Source organism: Aminobacter niigataensis (genome assembly GCF_014200015.1).
Lineage (GTDB): Bacteria > Pseudomonadota > Alphaproteobacteria > Rhizobiales > Rhizobiaceae > Aminobacter > Aminobacter niigataensis.
The window spans coordinates 466,316-492,195 of the sequence record NZ_JACHOT010000002.1 but is presented as its reverse complement, the minus strand read 5'-3'; the positions used below and the strand labels follow the sequence as shown (position 1 = coordinate 492,195).

General features: G+C 64.0%; 26 protein-coding genes. 13 read left to right on the top strand and 13 right to left on the bottom strand.

The annotated features are described in order from the left end of the window. Positions 1-14 precede the first annotated feature (14 nt). Together GGQ99_RS12285 and GGQ99_RS12280 are read right to left on the bottom strand one after the other, a co-directional pair. Positions 15-797: a 3-hydroxybutyrate dehydrogenase gene (locus GGQ99_RS12285; RefSeq protein WP_183262754.1), complete on the bottom strand. Its 783-nt coding sequence runs from the start codon at positions 795-797 to the stop codon at positions 15-17. Between the two features lie 121 nt (positions 798-918). Further along, the gene (locus tag GGQ99_RS12280) at positions 919-1,512 is read right to left on the bottom strand and encodes a hypothetical protein (RefSeq protein WP_183262753.1); all 594 of its coding nucleotides are present in this window, start codon (positions 1,510-1,512) and stop codon (positions 919-921) included. Positions 1,513-1,592: 80 nt separating this feature from the next. Here GGQ99_RS12280 and GGQ99_RS12275 point away from each other — a divergent pair, with 80 nt between their 5' ends. From GGQ99_RS12275 to GGQ99_RS12265, 3 genes are all read left to right on the top strand, one after another. After that, a complete protein-coding gene (locus GGQ99_RS12275; protein ID WP_183262752.1) occupies positions 1,593-2,366 on the top strand; it encodes a class I SAM-dependent methyltransferase in 774 nt (257 codons plus the stop codon). Between the two features lie 101 nt (positions 2,367-2,467). Continuing rightward, complete coding sequence (gene ispG, locus GGQ99_RS12270; protein ID WP_183262751.1) at positions 2,468-3,718, top strand: flavodoxin-dependent (E)-4-hydroxy-3-methylbut-2-enyl-diphosphate synthase; 1,251 nt, start codon at positions 2,468-2,470, stop codon at positions 3,716-3,718. Positions 3,719-3,720: 2 nt separating this feature from the next. Continuing rightward, a complete protein-coding gene (locus tag GGQ99_RS12265) occupies positions 3,721-4,575 on the top strand; it encodes a lytic transglycosylase domain-containing protein (protein WP_183262750.1) in 855 nt (284 codons plus the stop codon). Between the two features lie 7 nt (positions 4,576-4,582). Here GGQ99_RS12265 and GGQ99_RS12260 read toward each other — a convergent pair whose 3' ends face one another. The 4 genes from GGQ99_RS12260 to GGQ99_RS12245 all read right to left on the bottom strand — a co-directional run bounded on the left by GGQ99_RS12260 (position 4,583) and on the right by GGQ99_RS12245 (position 8,761). Further along, positions 4,583-5,050, bottom strand: a complete 468-nt coding sequence (locus GGQ99_RS12260; protein WP_183262749.1) for a PTS sugar transporter subunit IIA — start codon at positions 5,048-5,050, stop codon at positions 4,583-4,585. Between the two features lie 12 nt (positions 5,051-5,062). Beyond that, entirely contained in the window at positions 5,063-5,236 is a 174-nt protein-coding gene (locus GGQ99_RS12255; protein ID WP_159091578.1) for a hypothetical protein, read from the bottom strand. 159 nt (positions 5,237-5,395) lie between these two features. Next, the gene (locus tag GGQ99_RS12250) at positions 5,396-7,726 is read right to left on the bottom strand and encodes a response regulator (RefSeq protein ID WP_183262748.1); all 2,331 of its coding nucleotides are present in this window, start codon (positions 7,724-7,726) and stop codon (positions 5,396-5,398) included. 117 nt (positions 7,727-7,843) lie between these two features. Next, positions 7,844-8,761 carry a polyprenyl synthetase family protein gene (locus GGQ99_RS12245; RefSeq protein ID WP_183262747.1) on the bottom strand — a complete coding sequence of 306 codons (918 nt, stop codon included), beginning with the start codon at positions 8,759-8,761 and terminating at the stop codon, positions 7,844-7,846. Positions 8,762-8,889: 128 nt separating this feature from the next. Between GGQ99_RS12245 and mtgA the strand changes: the two genes are divergently transcribed. From mtgA to GGQ99_RS12230, 3 genes are all read left to right on the top strand, one after another. Next, complete coding sequence (gene mtgA, locus GGQ99_RS12240) at positions 8,890-9,600, top strand: monofunctional biosynthetic peptidoglycan transglycosylase (RefSeq protein ID WP_183262746.1); 711 nt, start codon at positions 8,890-8,892, stop codon at positions 9,598-9,600. Positions 9,601-9,755: 155 nt separating this feature from the next. Next, the gene (gene rpmF, locus GGQ99_RS12235) at positions 9,756-9,938 is read left to right on the top strand and encodes a 50S ribosomal protein L32 (RefSeq protein ID WP_008834724.1); all 183 of its coding nucleotides are present in this window, start codon (positions 9,756-9,758) and stop codon (positions 9,936-9,938) included. A gap of 167 nt (positions 9,939-10,105) precedes the next feature. Further along, entirely contained in the window at positions 10,106-10,519 is a 414-nt protein-coding gene (locus GGQ99_RS12230) for a hypothetical protein (RefSeq protein WP_183262745.1), read from the top strand. Between the two features lie 33 nt (positions 10,520-10,552). Here the strand turns inward: GGQ99_RS12230 and GGQ99_RS12225 are convergent, their stop codons facing one another. Continuing rightward, complete coding sequence (locus GGQ99_RS12225) at positions 10,553-10,981, bottom strand: GlcG/HbpS family heme-binding protein (RefSeq protein WP_108606487.1); 429 nt, start codon at positions 10,979-10,981, stop codon at positions 10,553-10,555. Between the two features lie 322 nt (positions 10,982-11,303). Continuing rightward, complete coding sequence (gene phaR, locus GGQ99_RS12220; protein WP_183262744.1) at positions 11,304-11,906, bottom strand: polyhydroxyalkanoate synthesis repressor PhaR; 603 nt, start codon at positions 11,904-11,906, stop codon at positions 11,304-11,306. Between the two features lie 296 nt (positions 11,907-12,202). On the opposite strand from phaR, the gene GGQ99_RS12215 reads away from it, so the two are divergent. Together GGQ99_RS12215 and phbB are read left to right on the top strand one after the other, a co-directional pair. After that, complete coding sequence (locus GGQ99_RS12215; protein ID WP_108606488.1) at positions 12,203-13,387, top strand: acetyl-CoA C-acetyltransferase; 1,185 nt, start codon at positions 12,203-12,205, stop codon at positions 13,385-13,387. 97 nt (positions 13,388-13,484) lie between these two features. Further along, positions 13,485-14,207, top strand: a complete 723-nt coding sequence (phbB, locus tag GGQ99_RS12210) for a beta-ketoacyl-ACP reductase (protein WP_183262743.1) — start codon at positions 13,485-13,487, stop codon at positions 14,205-14,207. A gap of 70 nt (positions 14,208-14,277) precedes the next feature. Here phbB and aqpZ read toward each other — a convergent pair whose 3' ends face one another. Next, the gene (aqpZ, locus tag GGQ99_RS12205; RefSeq protein ID WP_108606490.1) at positions 14,278-14,967 is read right to left on the bottom strand and encodes an aquaporin Z; all 690 of its coding nucleotides are present in this window, start codon (positions 14,965-14,967) and stop codon (positions 14,278-14,280) included. 742 nt (positions 14,968-15,709) lie between these two features. Here aqpZ and GGQ99_RS12200 point away from each other — a divergent pair. The 4 genes from GGQ99_RS12200 (at position 15,710) to GGQ99_RS12185 (ending at position 20,792) form a co-directional block, all read left to right on the top strand. Beyond that, entirely contained in the window at positions 15,710-18,976 is a 3,267-nt protein-coding gene (locus GGQ99_RS12200; protein ID WP_183262742.1) for a helicase-related protein, read from the top strand. Between the two features lie 5 nt (positions 18,977-18,981). Next, positions 18,982-19,365 carry an RNA-binding S4 domain-containing protein gene (locus GGQ99_RS12195; protein ID WP_183262741.1) on the top strand — a complete coding sequence of 128 codons (384 nt, stop codon included), beginning with the start codon at positions 18,982-18,984 and terminating at the stop codon, positions 19,363-19,365. 147 nt (positions 19,366-19,512) lie between these two features. Beyond that, on the top strand, positions 19,513-19,851 hold the full coding sequence (gene fdxA / locus GGQ99_RS12190) for a ferredoxin FdxA (RefSeq protein WP_055974648.1): 339 nt from the start codon (positions 19,513-19,515) through the stop codon (positions 19,849-19,851). A gap of 356 nt (positions 19,852-20,207) precedes the next feature. Further along, entirely contained in the window at positions 20,208-20,792 is a 585-nt protein-coding gene (locus GGQ99_RS12185) for a CarD family transcriptional regulator (RefSeq protein WP_055974645.1), read from the top strand. Between the two features lie 74 nt (positions 20,793-20,866). Here GGQ99_RS12185 and GGQ99_RS12180 read toward each other — a convergent pair whose 3' ends face one another. The 3 genes from GGQ99_RS12180 to GGQ99_RS12170 all read right to left on the bottom strand — a co-directional run bounded on the left by GGQ99_RS12180 (position 20,867) and on the right by GGQ99_RS12170 (position 23,225). Next, positions 20,867-21,640 (bottom strand): amino acid ABC transporter ATP-binding protein, encoded by a 774-nt coding sequence (locus tag GGQ99_RS12180; RefSeq protein WP_108606493.1) that lies wholly within the window; start codon positions 21,638-21,640, stop codon positions 20,867-20,869. After that, positions 21,637-22,317 carry an amino acid ABC transporter permease gene (locus GGQ99_RS12175; protein ID WP_183262740.1) on the bottom strand — a complete coding sequence of 227 codons (681 nt, stop codon included), beginning with the start codon at positions 22,315-22,317 and terminating at the stop codon, positions 21,637-21,639. Before GGQ99_RS12175 ends, GGQ99_RS12180 begins: the two co-directional genes overlap by 4 nt. Positions 22,318-22,451: 134 nt before the next feature. Beyond that, the gene (locus tag GGQ99_RS12170) at positions 22,452-23,225 is read right to left on the bottom strand and encodes an amino acid ABC transporter substrate-binding protein (protein WP_183262739.1); all 774 of its coding nucleotides are present in this window, start codon (positions 23,223-23,225) and stop codon (positions 22,452-22,454) included. A gap of 251 nt (positions 23,226-23,476) precedes the next feature. On the opposite strand from GGQ99_RS12170, the gene GGQ99_RS12165 reads away from it, so the two are divergent. Continuing rightward, positions 23,477-24,346: an RNA polymerase factor sigma-32 gene (locus tag GGQ99_RS12165; protein WP_108606496.1), complete on the top strand. Its 870-nt coding sequence runs from the start codon at positions 23,477-23,479 to the stop codon at positions 24,344-24,346. 4 nt (positions 24,347-24,350) lie between these two features. On the opposite strand, the gene GGQ99_RS12160 is transcribed toward GGQ99_RS12165, so the two are convergent. Next, a complete protein-coding gene (locus GGQ99_RS12160; RefSeq protein WP_183262858.1) occupies positions 24,351-25,790 on the bottom strand; it encodes a M48 family metalloprotease in 1,440 nt (479 codons plus the stop codon). Between the last annotated feature and the right edge of the window lie 90 nt (positions 25,791-25,880).

Genomic DNA, 25,880 nt, shown 5'->3' with positions numbered 1-25,880 from the left:
TTCCTTTTGGGCGGTCACTGGGCGGTCCAGCCACCGTCGACCGAGATGTGCGTGCCGTTTATCTGTGCGGCTGCCGGCGAGGCAAGGAAGACTGCGGTCGCCGCGATCTCCTCCACGGTGACGAATTCCTTGGTCGGCTGGCGGTCGAGCATGACCTCGCGGATCACCGTCTCGCGGTCCATGTTGTGCGCCTTCATCTGGTCCGGGATCTGCGCCTCGACCAGCGGGGTCAGCACATAGCCGGGGCAGATGGCGTTGCAGGTGATCTTCTCCTTCGCCACTTCGAGCGCGACGGTCTTGGTCAGGCCCATGATGCCGTGCTTGGCCGAAACGTAGGCCGACTTGTAGGCCGAGGCGACCAGGCCGTGGGCGGAGGCGATGTTGATGATGCGGCCGCCACCGGCCTTCTTCATCAGGGGAATCGCGGCTGCTGTCGTATGGAACGCCGAGGTCAGGTTGATGGCGATGATGGCATCCCACTTCTCGGTCGGGAATTCCTCGACCGGCGCGACATGCTGGATGCCGGCATTGTTGACCAGAACGTCGACCGAGCCGAACCGCTGCGCGGCCTTGGCGACGAGGTCGCGGCACTCCGCACCCTTGGACATGTCGGCCTTGATATAGACCACTCTTGCCCCGTGCTCCTTGGCGAGTTTTTCCGCCAGCGCGTGGTCGGCCGGCGTATCCGAGAAGGAATTGAGGACGACGTTCAAACCGTCCCTGGCGAATGCCTCGGCAATGGCGAGGCCGATGCCGGACGTCGAGCCGGTGACGATGGCGGTTCTGGTCGTGGTCATGACGAGTGGGTCCTTCCGGAATGCCTATATTGCGATGCAACATATACGTGCTGTGCGGCGCAATAAAAGCACCGCCGCCGCACGGTTTCGTGAAATTGCGGGGCGAGCGGCCCGTCGAACCCTACCAGTCGTCGTAGACCGGGCACTCGGCTTGAGGCATTTTCGTCAACAGGAAACGCTTGTCGTCCGCGCCCGGTGTCAGGTCGAACGCATCGGCTTCGTCCTCGCCGCAATCGAGCGTCATGCGCAGCCGCCCGAGCGCCTCGAGATCGACGAGCACCTTGTCGGCGCCGTTTCGTTTGACGATCACGCCGCCGCCGTCGCAGTCGACGCCGCAAAAGATAGACTTGCCGTTGTCCGCCACGCTGCACTCGCCCATGGCGGTCAGTGGCTTGCCTTGTTGAGTATCGCGCAGCCTGGCCAGGATCTGGAAATAGTAGTTGCGCTGGCCCTTGGGCGCGAACTCGTCCGGATCGTGGATGTAGTAGGCGATGCGGAACTGCATTTCCGTCACCTGCTGCTTCGGGTGGTTCTTTAGATGCGCGGCATCGTAGGCGCGGCCGAAGCAGGCGCGTGCCCCTGCCTGCGGCGGAATGAAATTGGCAAGTTCGCCTTCCTTGCCGGGCTCGATGGCCTGGGCAAAAGCCTGTCCGGCGACAAACAGGCCGAACGCAAGGGCGAGCGACAGTGCGGGTCCGCGAAGCATCATCGGCATGGCATCCCCCCATGGAATGGCCCCATCATAGCCCAATCGCCGTTGCTGTTAAGCCGGCGCGCCGGGTGGAACGGCTCCTCATGTCGTTGACAAGCTTGGTCCCGTTGGCCACTCATCGCGCCATGACCGACCAGAGCTACAGCGACCTGCGCCTTGCCTCCGTCTATGACGCCCTCAATCCTGCCGGCAAGGACACGGATTTCTATCTCGATGTCGCTGGCGACAGTCCCAGGACGATCCTCGACATGGGCTGCGGCACCGGCCTGCTCGCTGTCGAGTTTGCCCGCCGCGGCCACAGGGTAACAGGTGCCGATCCCGCCGCCGGCATGATGTCGATCGCCCGCGCAAGGACCGGTGGAAGTCTGGTGACGTGGATCGATTGCGATGCGGCAAGCCTTGCAACGGAAACGCGCTTCGACCTGATCGTCATGACCGGCCATGTCTTTCAGGTGTTCCTCACCGATGAAGCCATCGCTGCCGCGCTGGGCAATCTGCGCCGTCATCTCGCGCCGAACGGCCGACTGGTCTTCGAGACGCGCAACCCGGCGGTGCGCGAATGGGAAGAATGGACGGCTGCAGATACGTCCACGCGTGTGGAGGTCGATGGGGTCGGCCCGGTCGATGTCCACTATGACGTGACCTCGGCCGAAGGCCAGTTCGTTCGCTTCGAGACGCATTTCGGATTTGCCGATGGCGACAAGGTGGTGACGCCGAGCGAGCTGCGCTTCATCGAGCGTGACCAACTGGCAGAAGCGCTCGCCCGGGCCGGTTTCGCCGAGGTCGAGTGGTATGGCGACTGGGATCGTTCGCCCGCACGTCCTGACAGCCCTGAAATCATCGTGATTGCGGGCTAGTGACGGCCGCCCTTGGCGGGCGCGACCTCCTGCGATATTGACATCGCAACCAGTGCGCGCCACCTCAGGCGCTGATATCTCGAGCTTAAGAAGGCCGTCCGATGACCGGCTACTTTTCTTCTCCCTTTCCTCGCCGCCAATCGGTCGGCGTCAGCGTCGGCGGCGTGATCGTCGGTGGCGAGGCGCCGGTCGTCGTGCAGTCGATGACCAACACCGACACCGCCGACATCGACAAGACGGTGGCCCAGGTGGCGGCGCTGCATCGGGCCGGCTCGGAGATCGTACGCATCACGGTCGACCGCGACGAGAGCGCTGCCGCCGTCCCGCATATCCGCGACCGGCTGGCCCGCCTCGGCATCGACGTGCCCTTGGTCGGCGACTTCCACTACATCGGCCACAAGCTGCTGGCCGACCATCCGGCCTGCGCAGAGGCGCTGGCGAAATACCGCATCAATCCGGGCAATGTCGGCTTCAAGGACAAGAAGGACAAGCAGTTCGCCGACATCGTCGAGATGGCGATCCGCCACGACAAGCCGGTCCGCATCGGCGTCAACTGGGGTTCGCTCGACCAGGACCTTTTGACCAGGCTGATGGACGAGAACCAGGAGAAGGGCTCGCCGCTCACCGCCAACCAGGTGATGCGCGAGGCGATCGTGCAGTCGGCGCTGATCTCGGCCGACCTTGCCGAGGAGATCGGGCTTTCGCGCGACAAGATCATCCTGTCGGCCAAGGTCAGCCAGGTACAGGACCTGATCGCCGTCTACACCATGCTTGCCGCCCGCTCCGACCACGCGCTGCATCTCGGCCTGACCGAGGCTGGCATGGGCTCCAAGGGCATCGTCGCCTCGTCGGCGGCCATGGGCATCCTTTTGCAGCAAGGCATCGGCGACACCATCCGCATCTCGCTGACACCGGAGCCGAATGGCGACCGCACCCGCGAGGTGCAGGTGTCGCAGGAACTGCTCCAGACCATGGGCTTCCGCCAGTTCGTGCCGATCGTCGCGGCCTGCCCGGGCTGCGGCCGCACCACCTCGACGGTGTTCCAGGAGCTGGCCCAGACCATCCAGGAAGACCTGCGCAAGAACATGCCGGTCTGGCGCGAGAAATATCCCGGCGTCGAGGAGCTCAAGGTCGCGGTGATGGGCTGCATCGTCAACGGGCCGGGCGAATCCAAGCACGCCGACATCGGCATCTCGCTGCCCGGTACCGGCGAAACGCCGTCCGCGCCCGTCTTCATCGACGGCAAGAAGGCCGCCACCCTGCGTGGCCCCGCCATCGCCGCCGATTTCGAGAAGATGGTTGCCGACTATATTGAGCGGCGCTTCGGCGGCGGCAGGGCGGCGGCCGAATAAAGATGCGCAGCCTGGCGGGGACAGCGCTGGCTTTCCTCGTCACCCTGGCCCTGTGTGTGCCATCGCTCGCCGATCCGCCGCGCCCGCGCAAGAAGGATCATGTCGCCCGCGTCTGCGACCTGATCGACACCCATGCCAGGCGCCATGGCCTGCCCAGCGAGTTCTTCGCCCGGCTGATCTGGAAGGAAAGCCGCTTCGACCCGAACGCGGTCAGCCCGGCGGGCGCCGAAGGCATAGCCCAGTTCATGCCCGGTACCGCCCGCATGCGCGGCCTCGCCAATCCCTTCGACATGGATCAGGCGATCCCCGCCTCGGCGCGCTATCTCGGCGAACTCAGATCGGGCTTCGGCAATCTCGGACTGGCGGCCGCGGCCTACAATGCCGGCGAAAACCGCGTCGCACGCTGGCTGTCGTCGGGCGGTTTCCTGCCGCTCGAAACCGAGGACTACGTGCTCGACATCATGGGCGAGCCGGCCGACAACTTTTCCGACAAGACCTATGCCGGCACCAACCGGCCGCTCGATCCGAAGATGGCGTTCATCGTCGCCTGCCGCAATTTGCCGGTCATCATGTCGTCGACGGTCGCCATGGCGAGCGTGCATGTGAAGCCCTGGGGCATCCAGGTCGCGGGCAATTTCCGCCGCTCGGCGGCCATCAAGCAATGGCAGCGCCTCGAAAGGCGCTTCCCGGCGCTGCTTTCATCGCATGACCCCGTCGTCAGCCGGGTGCGGACGCCGATCGGCCGCCGCGGCATCTATGCCGTTCGCATCGGCGCCGACGATCGCGGCGAGGCTGCGGTCGTCTGCCAGAAGCTGCGCAGCGTCGGCGGTTCCTGCCTCGTCGTCAGGAACCGCTGAAGCCCCTTCAGGCGGCCGATGGCGCTCGCTCGGCGGCGAGCAGGCGACGATGGACGATTGCGGCATCGTTTTCCTGGCGCAGTTTTGCCACCAGCCCAGGCTCGCGCAGCGTCTGGGCGACTTTGGACAGCAGATTGAGATATTCCCGCGGCGCGGCTTCCGGCAAAAGCAACAGCACGACGATATCGACATTCTGGTCATCGATGGCCTCGAAAGGGCAGGGCGTTACCAGCCGGACGAAGGCGCCGAACGGTCTCTGCAGGCCGCTCAGCTTTGCGTGTGGGATGGCAATGCCTTGTCCCAACCCGGTGGAGCCGAGCTTTTCGCGTGACGCCAGCGCCGTCGTGATTTCGGCGGCGCTGGCGCCGGTGCGCGCTGCGGCGTGCCGTGCCATTTCCTTGAGAAGCCTCGTCTTGCCTTCGACCTGAAGGCCAAGGATGACATCGTCGGGCTGCAGGACGTCGGAGATGTTCATGGCCGGCGGCCGTCAACTGGAAAGCATGGCGGCAAGCGCCAGGCTGGCGAGCAGGACGCCCGTGACGAAGAACAGCCGCGTGAACATGAAGGGCTCGGTATGGCCCGTAACGGGCCTGTCCTGCTGCCCGACCGTGTCAGCGACTTCAGAGCTGACGAACCGGTCCGGAATGTGGGTGCGAAGCATCTCGGTCTTCCTTGTTGCTTGCCGGATCGGCAGGAATTGCCGCCGTCCGGCACGCTCGGGAAGCTAGAAGCTGCGACATCAGGATTCGAGAGAGGCGAACGCCCCAAGAAATAGGAAAGTCATAAAGGCGCGGGATCCCGCGCCGATCGATCTCGCTCGTCAGGCCGACCGCACCAGTTCGGCGCTCTCGCTCAGCCAGGTGCCGATCTTGGCGCCGAGCTTGTCCGGCGACACCGGCTTGGGCAGGTAGTCGTCCATGCCGGCGTCAAGGCACTTCTCGCGGTCGCCCTTCAGCGCATGGGCGGTCACGCCGATGATCGGCGTGCGGCTGCCATTAGCCGCTTCCTCGGCACGGATGGCGCGCGTCGCCTCGTAGCCGTTCAGCTCCGGCATCGAGACATCCATCAGGATCAGCTTCGGCTTGAAGGTGCGGTACATCTCGACTGCGGTGCGACCGTTGCCGGCGATGCGGTGGCTGAGACCCAGGCCGGAGAGGATCTGGCCGAAGACCAACTGGTTGACCTCGTTGTCCTCGGCTACCAGCACGTCGAGCCCACCGCTTTGCAGCGGTGCCGGTTCCGGCTGGGCGAGCGGCGCCGGCGCCGGGCCACGGATGACGGTGAAGGCCGGCGAGGCTTGGCGGACCGGCTCGCGCACGAACTCGGTGCGGCCTGCCTGCGACCGCGCCTTCTGCACCGCTGCGATCACCGTGCCGAGCAGCACGGCGGAGCGCGCCGGCTTGGTCAAATGCGCGGCGATGCCGAAATCGAGCACCATGCGGCCGAAATCGACCTGGTCGACCGAAGTCAGCAGCACCACGGGTATGGAGGCTGTGCGGCTGTCGGCGGCGATCGCCTTGGCGACGTCGGCGCCGTTCATGCCCGGCATCTGGTAGTCGAGGATGACGCAGTCGACGCTGGCGCCGAGCTGGGCGGCGCGGTCGAGGAATGCGAGGCCGATGGCGCCGCTTTCGGCGGCGGCGCAGTCGAAGCCCCAGCTCTTCAGCTGTTCGAGCAGGATCTCGCGGTTGACCGGGTTGTCGTCGATGACCAGCACGCGCGCGCCGGTGACATCGACCGGCACCGCGCTGCTCGCCTGCTGCGCCTCGTACAGCGGCAGCAAGGCGGTGAACCAGAACACCGAGCCCTTGCCGAGCTCGCTTTCCACGCCGATATGGCCGCTCATCAGGTCAACGAGGCGGGCGGCGATGGCAAGACCGAGGCCAGTGCCCTCGTGGCGGCGGGTCGAGCTGCCGTCGACTTGGGCGAACTTTTCGAACACGCTCTGCAGCTTGTCTGCGGGAATGCCGATGCCTGTGTCCTCGACGCGCACCTTCAGCGCCACCGTATCGCCGACCAGTTCGCCCGAGACGTCGACCAGGACATGACCGCGCTCGGTGAACTTCACGGCGTTACCGACCATGTTGGTGATGATCTGGCGGAAACGACCGACATCGCCCATCACATGCGTCGGCAGGCGCGGATCGATGCGGACGATGAGTTCGAGGTTCTTTTCGGCGACACGCGCAGAGATCAGCGTCGCGACGTCCTCGACGGCCTCGCCAAGATGGAAAGGGGCGGGGTCGAGCGTCAGCTGGCCGGCGTTGATCTTGGAGAAGTCGAGCACGTCGTTGATGATGGTGAGCAGCGCATTGCCCGACTTGACGATGACATCGGTAAAGGTCTTCTGGCGCGGGGTCAGTTCGGTGCGGGCCAGCAGCTCCGCCATGCCGAGTACGCCGTTCATCGGCGTGCGGATCTCGTGGCTCATGTTGGCGAGGAATTCCGACTTGGCGCGGTCGGCGGCCTCCGCCTTCGACAGCGACTCGGCGCTTTCGGAAAACGCCTTGCGGATGGCGTGCTCCATCGGCCGGAAGACCCAGATCGCGACACCGCCTATCACCAGCACCAGCAGGGCGGCCGCTGCCATCAGCAGCCTGTCGCTGCGGGCCTCGGCAAAGCGGCGCTCTTTTTCCATTGCCGCACTGGCACGCAACAGCATGGGTTGGGCAAACAGGTCGTTCTGGTTGCGGATCTCGCGATAGCTCCATTCGTCCGGGCTCTGGGCCGTGGCCAGGGCACCGAGATTGCGGGCGATATCGCGCGCCGACCAGAACAGGTCGCCGTTGACCGAGGCGCTGTCGATCTCGCGCAACGAGCTTTGCGCCAGCTTGGGCCGTACCGAGTTGATGGCACCGGTCAGGTTGTCGATGCCGGCTTCGAGCCGTGCCGCATGGTTGCGTCCGGCAGCCATCAAGGCATCGCGGGTTTCGGGGCGCCAGGCGGTGGTCGTCGTCTCGGCGAAGTTGGTGGCGTTGCGCAGGTCGCGGGTGAACGACAGGAGTTCGCTGGCGATGGCATCGACATCGCGGCGGTAGGCGTTGCCCTGGCTGAAGGCCATCATCACGGCCATCGAGGTAAGCGCGAAGATCAGCAGACCCGAAAGGTATCTGATCCGTATCGAACGGATGAACGACGAGTGCTCCGGCATGCGCAACCCCAACACATACGCACAATTTTACAGAGCCGGAATAGACACCATTAACATTAAGAGTTTCTGACCCGCTAAACTGGTCGCCAAAGTAGTGCCTGAAGATCCGCTTCCGGATCAGCTGTTGCGTTCGGCGATGAAACTTGCGGCCGCCTTGAGCATGATTGCGCGCTCGCCATAGGGTTCAAGCAGGGCATGGGCCTGGCTGACCAGCCCGGACAGCTGCGACCGGGCCCAGTCGGCACCGTGCAGCGAAACCAGCGTCGCCTTGCCGGCGGCGGCATCCTTGCCGGTTGCCTTGCCCATGGTTTCGGCATCGGCGGTGAGGTCGAGCAGGTCGTCGGCGAGCTGGAAGGCAAGGCCGATCGCCGACCCGAACTCGGCCAGCCTTTCGCGGTCCGCCGTGGATGCGCCGCCAATGATGGCACCGGCCTCGCAGGCGAAGCGGATCAGCGCACCGGTCTTCATCGCCTGCAGGCGAATGATGCCGGCCTCTTCGGGCTTGTTGCGTTCGGCGTCGAGGTCGAGGGCCTGGCCGCCGACCATGCCGCCGGGACCCGCAGCACGGGCCAGGGCGAGCACTAGCGCCGCCCGCCGTTCCGCCGGCAGCGGCGTGGTCTCGTCGGCGATGATGTCGAAGGCGTGGGTCAAGAGGCCGTCACCGGCCAGGATCGCGGTCGCCTCGTCGAAGGCCTTGTGCACGGTGGGCTGGCCGCGACGCAGGTCGTCGTCGTCCATCGCCGGCAGGTCGTCATGGATCAGCGAATAGCAGTGCACGCATTCGAGCGCCGTGGCGACACGAAGGGCTGCGTCGCCGTCGGCGTCGAACAGCGCAGCACTTTCGAGCACCAGGAATGGCCGCAGCCGCTTGCCACCGTTGAGCGCGCCGTGGCGCATGGCGGCCATCAGGTGGGCGGGCCGCACAATCTCGCCGGGCAGGATGCGGTCGTCGAGCAAAAGCCGGAGCTCGGTCTCGACGGTGTCGGCGCGCATGCGAAGGGCGGTTTCGAACAGGATATGGCTGTCGTTCGTCATGGCGGCGAGCGGTAGCCGACAGTCAGACGTTGCGCAAGAAGCCAAGCGCCTTTATGCCGAGAGGTTGAGAGGCAAGGGCGGACGGGTTGGCGGAACCGATCATAGAGCCGGAAACCGAAAGGCTGGACATGGCAGCTGCACGACGCGGGATGTTCTCGCGTGGGGGTCTGCGCCGCTGGGTGCGGCTCGGCGTGCTGACTGTCGCCATCATGGCCGCGCTGCCGGTCGTGCTGACCGTCCTCTACATACCGCCCGTCGTTCGCCCGATCTCGACCTTGATGATCAAGGACCTCGTCACCCTGCAGGGCTATGACCGGCAATGGGTGGCGCTCGACGACATCGCTCCGGTGCTGGCGCATTCGGTCATCATGTCGGAGGACGGGCAGTTCTGCACCCATCGCGGCGTCGACCTGGGCGAACTCAAGGGCGTCATCAGCGATGCCCTGGACGGCGAGGCGACCCGCGGCGCTTCGACCATTCCGATGCAGACTGTTAAGAACCTGTTCCTCTGGAACGGCCGCTCCTTCCTGCGCAAGGTGGTCGAGCTGCCGCTGGCGATCTATTTCGATGCCCTGGTGCCGAAGCGCCGCATCATGGAAATCTATCTCAACATCGCCGAATGGGGCCCCAACATCTACGGCATCGAGGCCGCCTCGCAGCATTATTTCGGCAAGCCGGCGAGCCAGCTTTCCCGCCGCCAGGCGGCGCTGCTTGCCGTGACATTGCCCAATCCGGCGGCACGCAACCCGGCCAAGGCCGGCCCGGGCCTGAGGCGCCTTGCGACGGTCATCGAGCGCCGGGCCGGCAAGGCCGGTGCCTATGTCCAGTGCCTGAACTAGGAAGACGCTGGCCGCGACCGAAAAAAGAGTCGCTTCGGGCTGGTCAAGTTCCGTCTCGCCGTGTATAGGCTCGCCAACTTTCTCAGTTTCCGGCCCTTGCGCGGCCCTTTCACGAGGGCGGACAGGGTCATTTGACCGATTGGTGGAGTATATCCATGGCTGTTCCGAAACGAAAAACCTCCCCGTCCAAGCGCGGCATGCGCCGCTCGGCCGACGCGCTCAAGGCCCCGACCTATGTCGAGGACAAGAATTCCGGCGAGATGCGCCGTCCGCATCACATCGACCTGAAGACCGGCATGTATCGCGGTCGCCAGGTTCTGACGCCGAAGGAAAGCTGAGACAGCTTTTCCAAGGAAAGCTGATTGGCTTTTCCTTAGCACGCCTATCAAGAAAGGACCGGCTCAAGCCGGTCCTTTCTTTTTGCGTGTCCGGATGGTGCTGAAATCTCTTGACGCCAAGGCGGCTGGGGATTCTAGAAGGTGCGGCGCAACGCGGAGACCGGTCCATGCTCGCGGGCATTCCCCTACTGATCATCCCCTTCATTCTCTACAATGCCGGCGTCGCCGGCCTGTTCGGCAGCGGCCCCGATGGCAACCCCTGGGCGACCAAGATTCTCACGCTGGGAATGATGTCGGGCGGCAGTTTTGCGCTCACTCTCGGCGACCTGCTGATCGTGGTGGCGCTGCTGCTTTTCTTCGTCGAGATCGTCAAGGCGACCCGCACGGGCAGCGCCTCGGTCGTCGATCACCTGCTCTCGACCTTCGTCTTCGTTGCGTTCCTGGTCGAGTTCCTGCTGGTGCGCGGCGCCACCAGCTCGGTCTTCTTCATATTGATGGTGATCGCGCTGCTCGACGTGCTGGCCGGCTTCTCGGTGTCGATCCGCTCGGCTAACCGGGACGTTACGTTCGGACGCGAGTAGGAGCGCGTCCCCCCAAGGGAACGCGCTCGCCGTTCAGACCTTGGCGACGAAGCCGGCCGATTCGATGCCGGCCATGGCGGCCAGTTCGTCATTGTCCGACGTGTCGCCGGAGATGCCGACTGCGCCGAGCACTGCGCCATCCTTGTTGCGGATGAGCACGCCGCCCGGAACCGGCACGATCTTGCCGCCGGAAACCGCTGAAAGCCCCTGGAAGAAATGCGGCCGTTCGACCGCGGCAACTCCGAGTGCACGCGAGCTTGAGCCTACGGCGAGCGCGCCATAGGCCTTGCCCGAAGCGACTTCGGCGCGGATGAACGGAGAGCCGTCCTGGCGCTGGAAGGCGAGCAGGTGGCCGCCGGCGTCGAGCACGGCGATGCCGAGCGGCTTGAAGTTGCTCTTGCCGCCCAGCTCGAACGCGGTGGCGATGATGGCGTTGGCCTTGGCCAGCGTCAGTTCTGTCATGGTTGGTCCTCCGATTGATGGCCGCCTAGCAAACACGCTTGGGCGGCCGAGCAAAACCCTGCGTCAGGTTGAAAATCTCTCGCCCAAAGGGTAGGGACCCGCGCGCTGGCGATGCGATGCCAACGGCATTCGCTGTGGATTTCAGAAGTCAGCTTGGAGATTTTGTCGGCCCTTGGCCAAGAGTGCCCTTGCCGGACCTGACTGGCTGCAGCAGTCCCGCTGGTCGCACCTTCACATCGGCCCGGTCTTCGCTATCGCTCCGGGCGCTCGACGCTCGGAAAGCCAAGCAATTGGCTTTCCGCCGCCTTTGGCCGACCGTGCCTCACCCCATCGAGTCGATCTTCCGCTGCATCGCAGCAAGCTGTTCCTTGAGTTCCTTCAACTCGTCCGGCTTTTCAGGCGCGTCTTTCCTGGCCGGTTCGGCGGGTGCTGTGCCTGTGCCGGGCGCCGGGAAGGGGGTGAACATGCGCATCGCGTTCTGGAACAGTTCCATGTTGCGGCGCGTCTGTTCCTCGAGCGCCTTCATCGGCGTCGCGCCCTTGATCATGTCGGTCGGCGCCTTGCCGAAGGCCGACTTCATCTGCTCGCGGAAACGCTCCTGCTCCTTGGAGAAGGCAAGCATCGACTGTTCGAGGAAGCTCGGCACCACCATCTGCATCTGGTCGCCGTAGAAGGAGATCAACTGCCGCAGGAACGGGATCGGCAGCATGTTCTGGCCGTCCTTGTTCTCCAGTTCGAAGATGATCTGCGTCAGCACCGGATGGGTGATGTCTTCGCCGGTCTTGGCATCCTGTACGGTGAATTCTTCACCTTTCTTGACCATCTCGGCCAAGTCTTCGAGCGTCACATAAGTACTCGTGCCGGTATTGTAGAGCCGACGGTTGGCGTATTTCTTGATGACGATCGGCGTGTCTTTAGCAGGCATCAGCATCCTCCCCCGGAAGACCGGTATGCCATGTAAGCAGCCGGTAACATTTCGCCGGAAAGCAGGATAAGCGCAAAGCAACCGCAAATCCAAGCGGTTTGTGCACTGCAAGAAGGCAAGGCGGGTCAACGCCGGCAAAAAAATGCTGCGCAGCATTTGCTGCAGTGCGGCCGCAGCATAGGCATTCCAGCGATTTTCCGGTTTGACTCGGGTCCTGGAACGGGCAAGAAAAGTCATGAGCGCCAACGTCCTCGACGCGCAACAAACCATTCGTCTCACGAAGTCTGGAGAGAAACATGTCCGCCTCGTCCTCCATCGTCGTCGCCAGCGCCGCCCGCACGCCGGTAGGCTCGTTCAACGGCGCCTTCGCCAACACGCCGGCACACGAACTGGGCGCCATCGCTGTCAGGGAAGTACTGGCCCGTGCCGGTGTCGATCCCAAGGAAGTCGACGAGGTCATCCTTGGCCAGATCCTCGCCGCTGGCGCCGGCCAGAACCCGGCCCGCCAGGCCGCGATGGCCGCGGGCGTGCCGCAGGAAGCGACAGCCTGGGGTCTCAATCAGCTTTGCGGCTCGGGCCTGCGCACCATCGCCATCGGCATGCAGCAGATCGCCACGGGCGACGCCAAGATCATCGTCGCCGGCGGCCAGGAATCGATGTCCATGGCGCCGCACTGCCAGCATCTGCGCGGCGGGGTGAAGATGGGTGACTTCAAGATGATCGACACGATGATCAAGGATGGCCTGACCGACGCCTTCTACGGCTACCACATGGGCAACACCGCCGAGAACGTTGCCCGCCAGTGGCAGTTGACGCGCGACGAGCAGGACCAGTTCGCCGTCGCCTCGCAGAACAAGGCCGAGGCCGCGCAGAAGGCCGGCCGTTTTGCCGACGAGATCGTTCCCGTCACGATCAAGGGCAAGAAGGGCGACACCATTGTCGACCAGGACGAATATATCCGCCATGGCGCGACGCTCGATTCACTGGCCAAGCTGCGCCCGGCCTTCGACAAGGAAGGCACTGTCACAGCCGGAAACGCTTCCGGAATCAATGACGGGGCTGCGGCGGTCGTGTTGATGACCGAAGCCGAAGCCGTGCGCCGCGGCCTCACCCCGCTGGTCCGCATCGTCTCCTGGGCAACCGCCGGCGTCGATCCGCAGATCATGGGCACCGGCCCGATCCCGGCATCGCGCAAGGCGCTCGAAAAGGCCGGCTGGTCGGTCGGCGACCTCGACCTCGTCGAGGCCAACGAGGCGTTCGCGGCGCAGGCCTGCGCGGTCAACAAGGACATGGGCTGGGATCCGGCGATCGTCAACGTCAATGGCGGCGCCATCGCCATCGGCCATCCGGTTGGCGCTTCCGGTGCCCGCGTCTTCAACACGCTGGTCTACGAGATGCGGCGACGCAGCGCCAAGAAGGGTCTCGCGACCCTGTGCATCGGCGGCGGCATGGGCGTCGCGATGTGTGTCGAGGCGATGTAACTCGGAAACAAGAAAAGGGCGGCCAATGTGCCGCTCTTTTTGCCTCTAAAGGTCTGTCGCGAAGGCAGGCCATAAAGCAGCAGAAAAGGGGAAGCGCATGAGCAAGGTTGCACTCGTCACTGGCGGAACCCGCGGCATTGGCGCCGCGATTTCGGTCGCGCTGAAGAACGCAGGCTACAAGGTCGCCGCCAACTATGCCGGCAACGACGAGGCTGCGCAGAAGTTCAAGGCCGAGACGGGCATCCCGGTCTACAAATGGTCGGTTGCCGACTACGATGCCTGCGAGGCCGGCATCAAGCAGGTCGAGGCCGACCTCGGCCCGGTCTCGGTGCTGGTCAACAACGCCGGCATCACGCGCGACTCGATGTTCCACAAGATGACGCGCGAGCAGTGGAAAGAGGTCATCGACACCAACCTGAACGGTGCCTTCAACATGACCCATCCGCTGTGGAGCGGTATGCGCGACCGCAAGTTCGGCCGCGTCATCACCATTTCCTCAATCAACGGCCAGAAGGGCCAGGCCGGTCAGGCCAACTACTCGGCGTCGAAGGCCGGCGACATCGGCTTCACCAAGGCGCTGGCCCAAGAAGGGGCACGCGCGGGCATCACCGTCAACGTCATCTGTCCGGGCTACATCGCCACCGAAATGGTGATGGCGGTGCCGGAAAAGGTCCGCGAATCGATCATCGCCCAGATCCCGGTCGGCCGGCTTGGCGAACCGGAAGAGATTGCTCGCTGCGTGGTGTTCCTGGCCTCCGAAGAGTCCGGCTTCGTTACCGGCGCGACCCTTTCGGCCAATGGCGGGCAATATTTCGTCTGATAACAGGCAATCATCTCCATAAAGAAAACGGCGCCGCGAGGCGCCGTTTCCGTTTGGTGCGGTGGTTCGGCTACTTGTCACCGAACAGCGACTTGTGGGCGATGCCGGCAAGCGCTGCACCGACGATCGGGGCGACCCAGAACAGCCAGAGCTGTTGCAGGGCGACACCGCCGACGAACAGCGCCGGGCCGGTCGAGCGCGCAGGGTTGACCGAAGTGTTGGTCACCGGAATCGAGATCAGGTGGATGAGCGTCAAGGCGAGGCCGATGGCGATCGGCGCAAAGCCGGCCGGAACGCGTTCGCTGGTCGAGCCGAGGATGATCATCAGGAACATGAAGGTCAGCACGACCTCGATGATCAGCGCCGAGGACAGGCCAAATTTGCCCGGCGAGGCGTCGCCATAGCCGTTGGTGGCAAAGCCGCCGATACCGGCGAAATCGGCCTTGCCGCTGACGATGAGGTACAGCACCGTGGAAGCGGCGACCGCGCCGATCAACTGGGCGATGACGTAGGGGACCAGATCCTTGGCCTCGAAACGCCCGGCCATCATCAGGCCGACCGAGACGGCGGGATTGAAATGACCGCCGGAGATGCCGCCGACCGCATAGGCCATGGTCAGCACGGTGAGGCCGAACGCTAACGCAACGCCGGAAAAACCGATACCCAGTTCGGGGAACGCAGCGGCAAGGACAGCGCTGCCGCAGCCGCCGAAGACGAGCCAGAATGTGCCGAGGAACTCGGCGAATAGACGTTTGGACATGATATTCCCTCCAATATCGTGCGCCTGCGTGGTGCGCCGCATTTTCCGGAGGCCCCGCCTGGGCATCCCCCGCCGCGCAGACTCAACGTCGCAATGGAGACATGCTCCGATCCCGGGCACAACGGGTGTGGTTCCCTTAACGTAATGCAATCACAGGTATTTTTGCTGAAGCACGGGTGTGCCGCGATGGCACGCAAAGGTTAATGCGACGATCGAGCCGCTGTGGACAGCGCGGTGCATAGGCTGTGGATAATAGGTGGAGAAACCGGCCTGGTACTACATCTAGTGGTGAACAAATCGGGAAAATTGCCCGAACAGTGATTCGTCGCCTGTTCGTTCCGCATTTGGTTCAAATCTTAACTAAATGCCGCGGACGGCGGCTCCGACCGTTAACTCGCCGGTAGGAAACGTCAACAAATTCATTATTTTGCACGCGGTTGACGCGCAGGTTTCTTCGCTTGGCCGGCAAAGGTTAACGGCGGGCGTGCAGAAGCACGAAACGGGCCACTTTAGAGATTCTGCATGTGGTGCGGCTTGCAAGAGTGTCATCTATATGTTGGGGTGAACAAAACCTGAATCTGCCGGTGTCAGTGATTCGTCGCTGATTCGTTCCAGACTCGTTCCAACTCTTAAATCTGGAACATTCCGCTTTCGCTTCGGCTTGCAAATCCCTATGTGTCCACTCGTCGCGACAGGCGGCGCAACGCCGGGCTGTCCCCGGCGCCGAGGGCGGTTCTCTAGTATGAATGTTCACTCCAGGCCCAACGACCCGCTGATCCTGTCAGGCCGCGATGTGACCGCGGTTCTGGGGCCCACCAATACCGGCAAGACCCATCTCGCCATCGAGCGCATGGTCGCGCACGAAAGCGGCATCATCGGCCTGCCGCTCAGGCTGCTCGCACGCGAAGTCTATGGGCGACTTTGCGAAAAGGTCGGGGCCCACAAGGTGGCGCTGGTCACCGGCGAAGAGAAGATACTGCCGGCCGGCGCCAGATATTCGGTCTGCACCGTCGAGGCGATGCCGCGCCAGACGGATGCCGCCTTCGTCGCCATCGACGAGGTCCAGCTTGCCGGCGACCTCGAGCGCGGCCACATCTTCACCGACCGCATCCTGCATCTGCGCGGCAAGCAAGAGACGCTGCTGCTCGGCGCAGCCACCATGCACGGCATCCTGCAGAAGCTGTTGAAGGGCGTGTCGGTGGTCACCCGTCCGCGGCTGTCGCATCTTGCCTATGCCGGTTCCAAGAAGCTGACGCGGCTGCCGCGCCGTTCGGCCATCGTCGCCTTCTCCGCCGACGAGGTTTACGGCATCGCCGAGCTGATCCGCCGCCAGCAGGGCGGTGCGGCGGTGGTGCTCGGCGCACTCAGCCCGCGCACCCGCAATGCCCAGGTCGAGCTCTACCAGTCCGGCGACGTCGACTACCTGATCGCCACCGATGCCATCGGCATGGGCCTCAATCTCGACGTCGACCATGTCGCCTTTGCCCAGAACAGGAAGTTCGACGGCTACCAGTATCGCCAGTTGACCGCAGCAGAGCTTGGCCAGATCGCCGGCCGTGCCGGCCGTCACCTGCGCGACGGCACCTTCGGCGTCACCGGCCAGGTCGACCCGTTCGAGGAGGACCTGATCGAAAAGATCGAGGGCCATGATTTCGAGCCGGTGAAGGTGCTGCAGTGGCGCACCGCCAACTTCGATTTCACCAGCCTCGACACGCTCAAGCGCTCGATCGACACCGTCGCGCCGGTCGAGGGCCTGACACGTGCGTTGCCGGCAGTCGACGCCCAGGCGCTCGAACATCTCTCGCGCGACGAAAACATCCGATCGCTCGTCACCAACCACGAGCGAGTCGCCCTTTTGTGGGAAACCTGCGCGCTGCCCGACTATCGCCGCATCGCGCCGGCCCAGCACGCCGACCTGATCGCCTCGATGTATGACGACCTCGCCCGGCGCGGCCATGTCGACGAGACCTACATGGCCGAGCAGGTGCGTCGCGCCGATTCCACCGAAGGCGACATCGACACGCTTTCGCACCGGATCGCACAGATCCGGACCTGGACATTTGTCTCAAACCGCCCCGGCTGGCTTGCCGATCCGGCACACTGGCAAGAAAAAACGCGCGACATCGAAGACAGATTGTCGGATGCGCTGCATGAGCGGTTGACGAAACGCTTTGTAGACCGCAGGACTTCCGTCCTCATGCGCCGCCTTAGAGAAAACACTATGCTTGAAGCCGAAATCAGCCCGTCCGGAACCGTCCTCGTCGAGGGCCACCATGTCGGCGAACTGCAAGGGTTCCGTTTCACCGCCGACCAGAGCGCGGGCGGAGAAGACGCCAAGGCGGTGCGCACGGCGGCCCAGAAGGCGCTTGCAACCGAATTCGACACACGCGCCGAACGTTTCTCGGCGTCGTCCAATGGCGACATCGCGCTCGGCTCCGATGGTGTGCTGCGCTGGATCGGCGCGCCCATCGGCACGTTGGTCGAAGGCGAGGATGCGCTCAAGCCGCGCATCGTCCTTTTGGCCGACGAGCAACTGACCGGCCCGTCACGCGACAAGGTCGCAGCGCGCGCCGAACGCTTCGTCAATTTCCAGATCGAGTCGCTGCTCAAGCCGCTGGTCGATCTCAAAGCCGCCGAGCAGCTGTCCGGCATCGGTCGTGGCATCGCTTTCCAGCTGGTCGAGAATTTCGGCCTGATCAATCGCCGCGACATCGCCGAGGACGTGAAGTCGCTCGACCAGGAAGGCCGTGCAGCGCTTCGTCGCCTCGGCGTGCGCTTCGGCGCCTATCACGTCTTTGTCCCGGCCTTGATCAAGCCGGCGCCTGCCGGTCTGGTGACGCTGCTGTGGGCGCTCAAGAATGACGGCAAGGACAAGCCGGGCTTCGGCGATGTTGTCCATGCGCTCGCCGCTGGCCGTACCTCCGTGGTCATCGACCCGGCCTTCGACAAGACGTTCTACAAGCTCGCCGGATTCCGAAATCTCGGCCGCCGCGCCGTGCGTGTCGACATCCTCGAGCGTCTCGCCGACCTCATTCGCCCCGCACTCGCCTGGAAGCAGGGCACCGGCGCCCGTCCGGAAGGCGCTTATGACGGCAGCTCGTTCATCGTCACGCCGCAGATGATGTCGATCCTCGGCGCCACCGGCGACGACATGGAAGAGATCCTCAAGGGCCTCGGCTATCGCGCCGAGCCCAAGCCGGCCGCCGAGGTCAAGGGAAAGCTCGAAACGATCGATACCGCGGCACGTGAAGCAGTGGCCAAGGCGCAGGCAGACAGGGCCGCAGCCGCAGAGGCTGTGGCCAAAAGCGACGAAGTCTCCGCCGAACCCTTCATCGAGACGGCCGAAACCACTGAGCAAGCGGCTTCCGACGGCGCCGAACAGGTGCCCGAGAGCGAGCAGGCCGAACAGGTGCCCGAGGTGGCTGTCGAGCAAGTCGAAGCCATTGCTGAACCTGCGGCCGAGGTTACCGTTGAGCCGGTGGTCGAAGCCGAGCCTGAAGCAGCGTCCGAGCCGGAAGTGGTAATTGCCGCCGCGGACGCTGTTGCCGAAGCACCTTCGGTGGAAGCCGCCGCCGCAGACGCCTCCGAAATCGCGGAAGAGCCCAAGCCGATCCTTCTGTGGCGCCAGGGCCGCTTCGAACAGCGTCCGCGCCATCGCCAGGACAACCGCCCGCGCGGCGGCCAGCGCGAGCCGCGTGCAGCCGGTGCGCCCGCAGCCCGGCAGGGCGAGGGCAACCGCAACGGTGGGCGCGAGGGTGGCGAAGGTCGCGATGGCGGTCGTCCGCGCTTCGATCGCAAGCCCGGCGGCAAGCCGCAGGGCGAGGGCGGACGTCCGGATAACCGTGGCCGTGGCGAGCGCCCACAGGGCGAAAAGCATGGCGGCGACCGCAGCGGCTTCAAGGGCAAGCCCGCGTTCCAGCCGAAGCCGCGCGAAGAGCGTCCGGTGCGCATCGATCCCGATTCGCCCTTTGCCAAGCTCGCCGCGCTGCGCGACCAGCTCAAGAAGTAGCAGCCTTGGCCGGCGAGGGAAGACAGCGCATCGACAAGTGGCTGTTCTTCTCGCGCGCGGTCAAATCGCGTTCGCTTGGCGCCAAGCTGGCGCAATCAGGCGGCGTCAGGTGCAACGGCCAGAAGCTTGGCCAGGCCTCCGACATGGTCAAGTCGGGCGATGTGCTGACGATCACGCTCGACCGACGCATCCTGGTCTATAAGGTTCTGCTTCCTGGCGAGCGGCGCGGGCCCGCCGAAGAGGCGCGCAAGCTCTATGAGGACGTTTCGCCGGTTCCGACACCGAAGGACCAGGCGCCGCCCGATGCCCGGCCGCCATTGCGCGAGGCCGGAAGCGGACGTCCGACCAAGAAGGAACGGCGAGCCACAGACCGGCTGCGCAGCGAGTAACGCAAAGCCGTTGAAGGCTCTGCCGTCAAGATGAGAATTGCGTTCCGCCAAGCGGCTTCTGCGCGGAATGACCGCCCTTGCAAGACCCCTTTAAAGGGGATACCTCACCGAAAGATACGAAATACGGGAAGTCCCGGAGCCTGCCTCATGACCTACGTCGTCACCGACAATTGCATCAAGTGCAAGTACACCGACTGCGTCGAGGTGTGTCCGGTCGACTGTTTCTATGAAGGCGAGAACATGCTCGTCATTCATCCCGACGAGTGCATCGACTGCGGCGTCTGCGAGCCCGAGTGCCCGGCGGATGCGATCAAGCCCGACACCGAGCCGGGGCTCGATAAATGGCTCAAGATCAACACCGAATACGCCAGTAAGTGGCCGAACCTGACCGTCAAGAAGGACGAACTGCCCGAAGCCAAGGAATTCGACGGCGTCGAAGGCAAGTTCGAACAGTATTTCTCCGAGGCGCCCGGCGAAGGCAACTGAAAGCCGCCATACTAGCTCATTGCATCAAGGCTTTGCGCGTCGCCGGTTGCTCTTGACGCCGTGCGCTCTTCGCGCATGCAGCAAAACCTTGATTCTTCCGACTTTTTGTGTTAGAGCTAGATCAACATGCCGATGACACAACGTCGATCTATGGCGCGAAGCCTAAATCACTGAAAGGTGACAGCCCCAATTCGGACCAGAGTAATCTGGCCCGGAGGCCGCTGCTTTAGCGGTTTACCGGTCCAAGCTCTTCCCGGTTGGGGGTCGATTGTCGTGCGGCACAAGGTCGCGTTAGCCGACCATCCTCGTTCAGCCGGCCTCGGCGGGCCGGTGTTACAAGAAGGAGTTCAGGGCGTATGGCAACTTCCATCCCGCAGAAGAAATCCGCAGCGCGTCACGGTTTCAAGACCGGCGAGTACATTGTCTACCCGGCGCATGGCGTCGGCCAGATCGTATCCATCGACGAGCAGGAAGTGGCGGGACACAAGCTTGAGCTGTTCGTGATCGATTTCCAGAAGGACAAAATGCGCCTGAAGGTGCCGGTCGCCAAGGCGACCTCGATCGGGATGCGCAAGCTGTCCGAGACCGACTATGTCGAACGTGCTCTGAAGGTCGTGCAGGGCCGTGCCCGCGTCAAGCGCACCATGTGGTCGCGCCGCGCCCAGGAATACGATGCGAAGATCAATTCGGGCGACCTGATCTCGATCTCGGAAGTCGTGCGCGATCTCTACCGTGCCGACAACCAGCCGGAGCAGTCCTATTCCGAGCGCCAGCTCTATGAAGCCGCGCTCGACCGCATGGCGCGCGAACTGGCAGCCGTCAACCGCCTGTCGGAGACCGAGGCCGTTCGCCTGATCGAGGCCAACCTCAACAAGGGTCCGAAGCGTGGCGCCAAGGCCGACAACGAGGAAGCCGACGCCGAGCAGGAAGAAGCAGCCTGATCTGGCATGCTTCTATAGATTACGAAAAACCCGGCCAATGGCCGGGTTTTTTGTTTCAGGCAGGTGTGGCGACGTCAGCCTTCGCCACCCTTGCCGTGGTCGTGCTGATGCGTGATCGTCGCGATGAAGCGCTTGGTGCGCTGATGCGTCGGATTGCCGAACACCTCGCTCGCGGGGCCCTTCTCGACGACCGTTCCCGCTTCGAGGAACACCACCTCGTGGGCGATCTTCGAGGCCAGGCGCAGGTCGTGGGTCGCGATCACCATGGTCGTGCCCTCGCGCGCCAGCTGGCCGAGCACGTCGACCACCTCCTGGGCGAGTTCAGGGTCCAGTGCCGACGTCGGTTCGTCGCACAGCAGTACCTTCGGTGACGGCGCCAGTGCCCGGGCTATTGCCACGCGCTGCTGCTGGCCGCCTGACAGCGTTGCCGGCCAGGCATCGATTTTGTGCGCCATGCCGACCTTTTCGAGCAGGGCCAAAGCGCGTTCGCGGGCCTTGGCCTCCGGCCATCTCAACACGGTCACCAGCCCTTCCATCACGTTCTCGATCGCGGTGCGATGCGGGAACAGCTGGAAGTTCTGGAACACCATGCCGGTCTGGCGGCGCAGCTGCTGGATCGCCCTGGTCGGCACCCTGACATCCGGGCGAAACTCGAGCGTGTCGTCGCCGATGCGTACCGTGCCGGAGGTCGGGATCTCCAGCAGGTTGATGCAGCGCAGAAGCGTGCTCTTGCCGCCGCCGGACGGGCCGACGAGGGCGGTGACGCTGCCTTCCCGGATCTCGACCGAGACGCCCTTGAGCACGGTATTGTCGCCGAAGCTCTTGACGATGTTGGAAAGCCCGATCATGTCCGCGCCTCCAGGAAGCCGCCATAACGGTTGAGCCGCTTCTCCAGCCTGACCTGCAGGGCCGACAGCACCGAACTCATGGCGAGATAGAGCAGGGCTGCCTCGACATAGAGGATCAGCGGCTCGTAGGTGGTGGCGACGATGCGCTGTGCTGCCTGGAACATCTCCGGTACGGTGATGGCGGCTGCCAGCGAGGTGTCCTTGACCAGCGAGATGAAGGTATTGGACAGCGGCGGCACCGCTACGCGCGCCGCCTGCGGCAGGATGGTCCGGCGCATCGCCTGCGACCATGTCATGCCGATCGAATAGGCCGCTTCCCATTGTCCCTTGGCGACCGAACTGATGGCGGCGCGGATGATCTCGGAGGAGTAGGCGCCGACATTGAGCGTGAAGCCGATCAGCGCGGCCGGGAAGGCGTCGAGCACGACGCCCATGCTCGGCAGGCCGTAGAAGATCAGGAACAGCTGCACCAGAAGCGGCGTACCGCGGATGATCCAGACATAGAAGCGCACGATCGCCGATAGCCAGGCCGGCCCGAACAGCCGGGCAAGCGCTGCGCCCAGCCCAACCGTCAGGCCGAAAGCGAAAGAGAGAAGCGTCAGCGGTGCGGTGAAAACGAGGGCGGCCCACAACAGGGGGCCGAGCGATTCCAGCATCAATTGCAGCCAGTGTGGCAAGATGAATGCTCCCTCCCCACAACAAACGAGCCCGGAAAATCGCAGATTTTCCGGGCAAGTTCATGGGAAAAATGAGAGGTGGAAAAATCAATGCCCATCGGCTGCCGGCTAGTGCAGCCCGATGGGCAATGCGGTTACTGCGAGACGTCCGTGCCGAAGTAGGTCTCGGAGATCTTCTTGTAGGTGCCGTCGGCCTTGATCTCGGCCAGCGCCTTGTTGATCGCCTCGACCAGCTCCGGTTCGCCCTTGCGCACGATGACGCCGGAGGAGTCGGCCTTTTCTTCCTCGGCGACGATCTTCACGTCTGCGTCGGGCTTGTGCTTCTTGAAGTCGTAGAAGGACAGGCTGTCGTTGATGGTGGCGTCGGCGCGGCCGTTGAGCACCAGCTGGATCGACTGGTCGAAGCCGTCGGTGCCGACGAGTTCGGCGCCATTGGCTTCGGCAATCTTGCCGAAATTGCTGGTCAGCGACTGGGCCGACTTCTTGCCCTTGAGATCGGCGAAGCCTTTGATGTCCTCGTTCTTGCCGCTGACGATGAGAACGGCCTTGGATGTGATGTAGGGCTCGGAGAAGTCGTACTTGGCCTGGCGCGCCTCGGTGATGCCGACCTGGTTGATGACGGCGTCGTAGCGCTTGGCGTCGATGCCGGCGATCAGGCCGTCCCACTTGCCTTCGAGGAATTCGGCCTTGACGCCGAGGCGCTTGGCGATCTCGCGGCCAATCTCGACGTCGAAGCCGACCAGGGCGCCCGAGGCGTCATGATAGGTGAAAGGCGCATAGGTGCCTTCGGTGCCGATCTTGAACACGCCGGCAGCCTTGATCTCATTGAGGTTCTCGCCTGCGTGGCTTGCGCCAACGGTTACAATCTGGAGCGTTGCGGCAACGGCCAGCGATTTCAACCAGTTCATTTCATGCGATCCCGATTTTGGGCCGGCAACGAGGGCCGGCGAAGTTGTGATTGGGTGCAATCTCGCAGATGCCGGCGGTCAAGATAAGGAATGAAATTTCAATTATGCATCGTTGTTGGAATCTGAATCTACGCACATGCGCTGTGCCCGGCCCTTGTGGAACATTGTCCGGCATCTTGCGTTAATAGCCTTGCGGGGCAGCGTCCGCATTCACGGTGCGCCCGGCTTGCTCACGCAACAAGGGGCGAAGCATGTATATGGACCGGGCAGGCCTTGCTGGCGAACAGATGATGCTGCGGGCCGCGTCGCGCGCGCCCTATCTGGAACGTGGCGAAGAGCTGGAACTGGCGATCCGCTGGAAAGAACAGCACGACCAGGACGCGCTGAACCGCATCACCACCGCCCATATGCGCCTCGTCATCGCCATGGCGGTCAAGTTCCGGCGCTACGGACTGCCGATTGGCGATCTCATCCAGGAAGGCCATGTCGGACTGCTCGAGGCTGCCGCGCGCTTCGACCCGCAGCGGGAAGTGCGCTTTTCGACCTATGCCAGCTGGTGGATACGGGCTTCCATGCAGGACTATATCCTGCGCAACTGGTCGATCGTCAGGGGCGGCACGAGCTCGGCCCAGAAATCACTGTTCTTCAACCTGCGCCGCATGCGCGCGCGCCTTGCACAGGGTGGCGGTCCGCTCGGCAACAGTTCGGCGTATCAGGAAATATCCTTGGCGCTCGGGGTGTCGGAAGCGGACGTCGCCATGATGGACATGCGCCTGTCGGTGCCTGACACCTCGCTCAACGCGCCGCTAAGCGACGATGGCGATGCCGGCGAGCGCATGGATCTTTTGGTCTCCGACGATCCATTGCCGGATGAACTCGTCGGCGATGCGATCGACATCGAACGGCGGTCGGGCTGGCTGCACGACGCGCTCGGCGTGCTTAACGCGCGCGAATTGCAGATCATCGAGGAGCGCCGGCTGAGCGAGGAGGGCGCGACGCTGGAAGAGCTGGGCACTACGCTCGGCATCTCCAAGGAGCGGGTTCGACAGATCGAAACCCGTGCCATGGAAAAGCTGAAGTCGGCCCTAGTGCGGCAGAACTCGGCATTCCTGGCCGCGTAGCTGACTACCTGTCGGTGACGACCTTGACCTTGTCGCCGGCCGAAACGGTGGCTCCGGGGGCGAGCGCGTTCAACACCCGGAACAGATCGAGCTTGCGATCGACGCCGACCATGCTGGCGGCGAGCGACCCCATATTCTGGCCCGGCTGCACGGTGACGACGCGGATGCGCAGCGGCTTGAGCGCAGCCTTTTCGGCAGCCGTCATGACCTGGAAGCTGGAACTCACCGAGCGGGCGACCGCGTCGAGATTGGGACTGGCGGTCGGTGCCGCCGTCAGCAGGCGGTAGACCTGTGCGCCGGCGCGGATCACCATGATGTCGAATTGCCAGCCTTCGGCGCTGGCGCGGGCAAACGCCGCCTCGTTGCCGTTGATCGTTTCCGAGCGGACGCTTGCCGGATCGAGCCCGGCGACCCAGCCGCTCTTGACGTAGTCGGGCAGCGACAGCTTGCTGTCGATGGTCACGCCGTCGAAGCGGATGGCCATGTTGCCCGGCCCCGTCGCGGTGACGGCAGCGGCGGTGTTGTCGATGATGAAGCCCTGCGGCACCGAGAACGAGATGCCGAGCTTGGGATGCAGGAAGGTAGTTCCACGCACATAGCCCTCGTCGGGCGTGTCGCCGAACAGCAGCCCGTCGATGCCGGCGAGGAAGGAATCGCGGTCGCGCTTGCCGATGCCCGGAGCGCCGAACTGGCGGGCATGGCGCTGGGCCAGGTCGATGCGCTGTGGCGCATTGGGATGGCTGGCCAGGAAGTCGAGGCTGGCGTCCGTTGCGCCGCTGACGGCGCGCAGGTCGCTATAGGCGGCCATCGACTGCAGGAAGCGACCCGCGGCGAACGGATCGTAGCCGGACTGGCCGCTCATCTTGATGCCGATGCCGTCGGCCTCGAGCTCCTGGTTGCGCGAGAACTGGGCAAGCCTCAGCTTGCCGCGGATCAGCGCTGCCTTGGCTGTCGGGCTTTCACCCAGCACGTCGGTGACAACCTTGGTCGCCAGCACTTCCTCGGCTTCCTTCTGCTGGCGCTGGATACCGTGGTTGGCGGTGACGTGGCCCATCTCGTGCGAGATGACGGCGGCCAGTTCGGCCGAATCGTTGGCCAGCGCGAGAAGTCCGCGCGTCACGTAGAGATAGCCGCCCGGCAGCGCGAAGGCGTTGACGTTGGGCGAGTTGAGGATGGTGATGCGATAGGTCTGGTTCGGGTTGCCCGAAACCGTGGTCAGGCTGCCGACGACCTTGGCGACCATGCGCTCCAGCTTGGGGTCGGAGTATTCGCCGCCATAAGTGGCCAGGATGCGCGGGTGCTGGGCCTTGGCGATCTCGGCCAGCTTGTCGTTGCGCGAGACGTTGTCGACCGTCACCGGATTGTTGGACGGCTGGAAGCCGGATTCGCGAACGTCCGACGAGTTGAGCACCTGGCAACCGGCGACAAGCGCCGACAGCGCCACGGCGACGGCAAGTCGCGCGCAGCGTGTCGTTATCGTCCTGGTCAGTCCGTCGCGGCAGATGGGCAGAGCTCGTCCTTTCAAATTCAACAC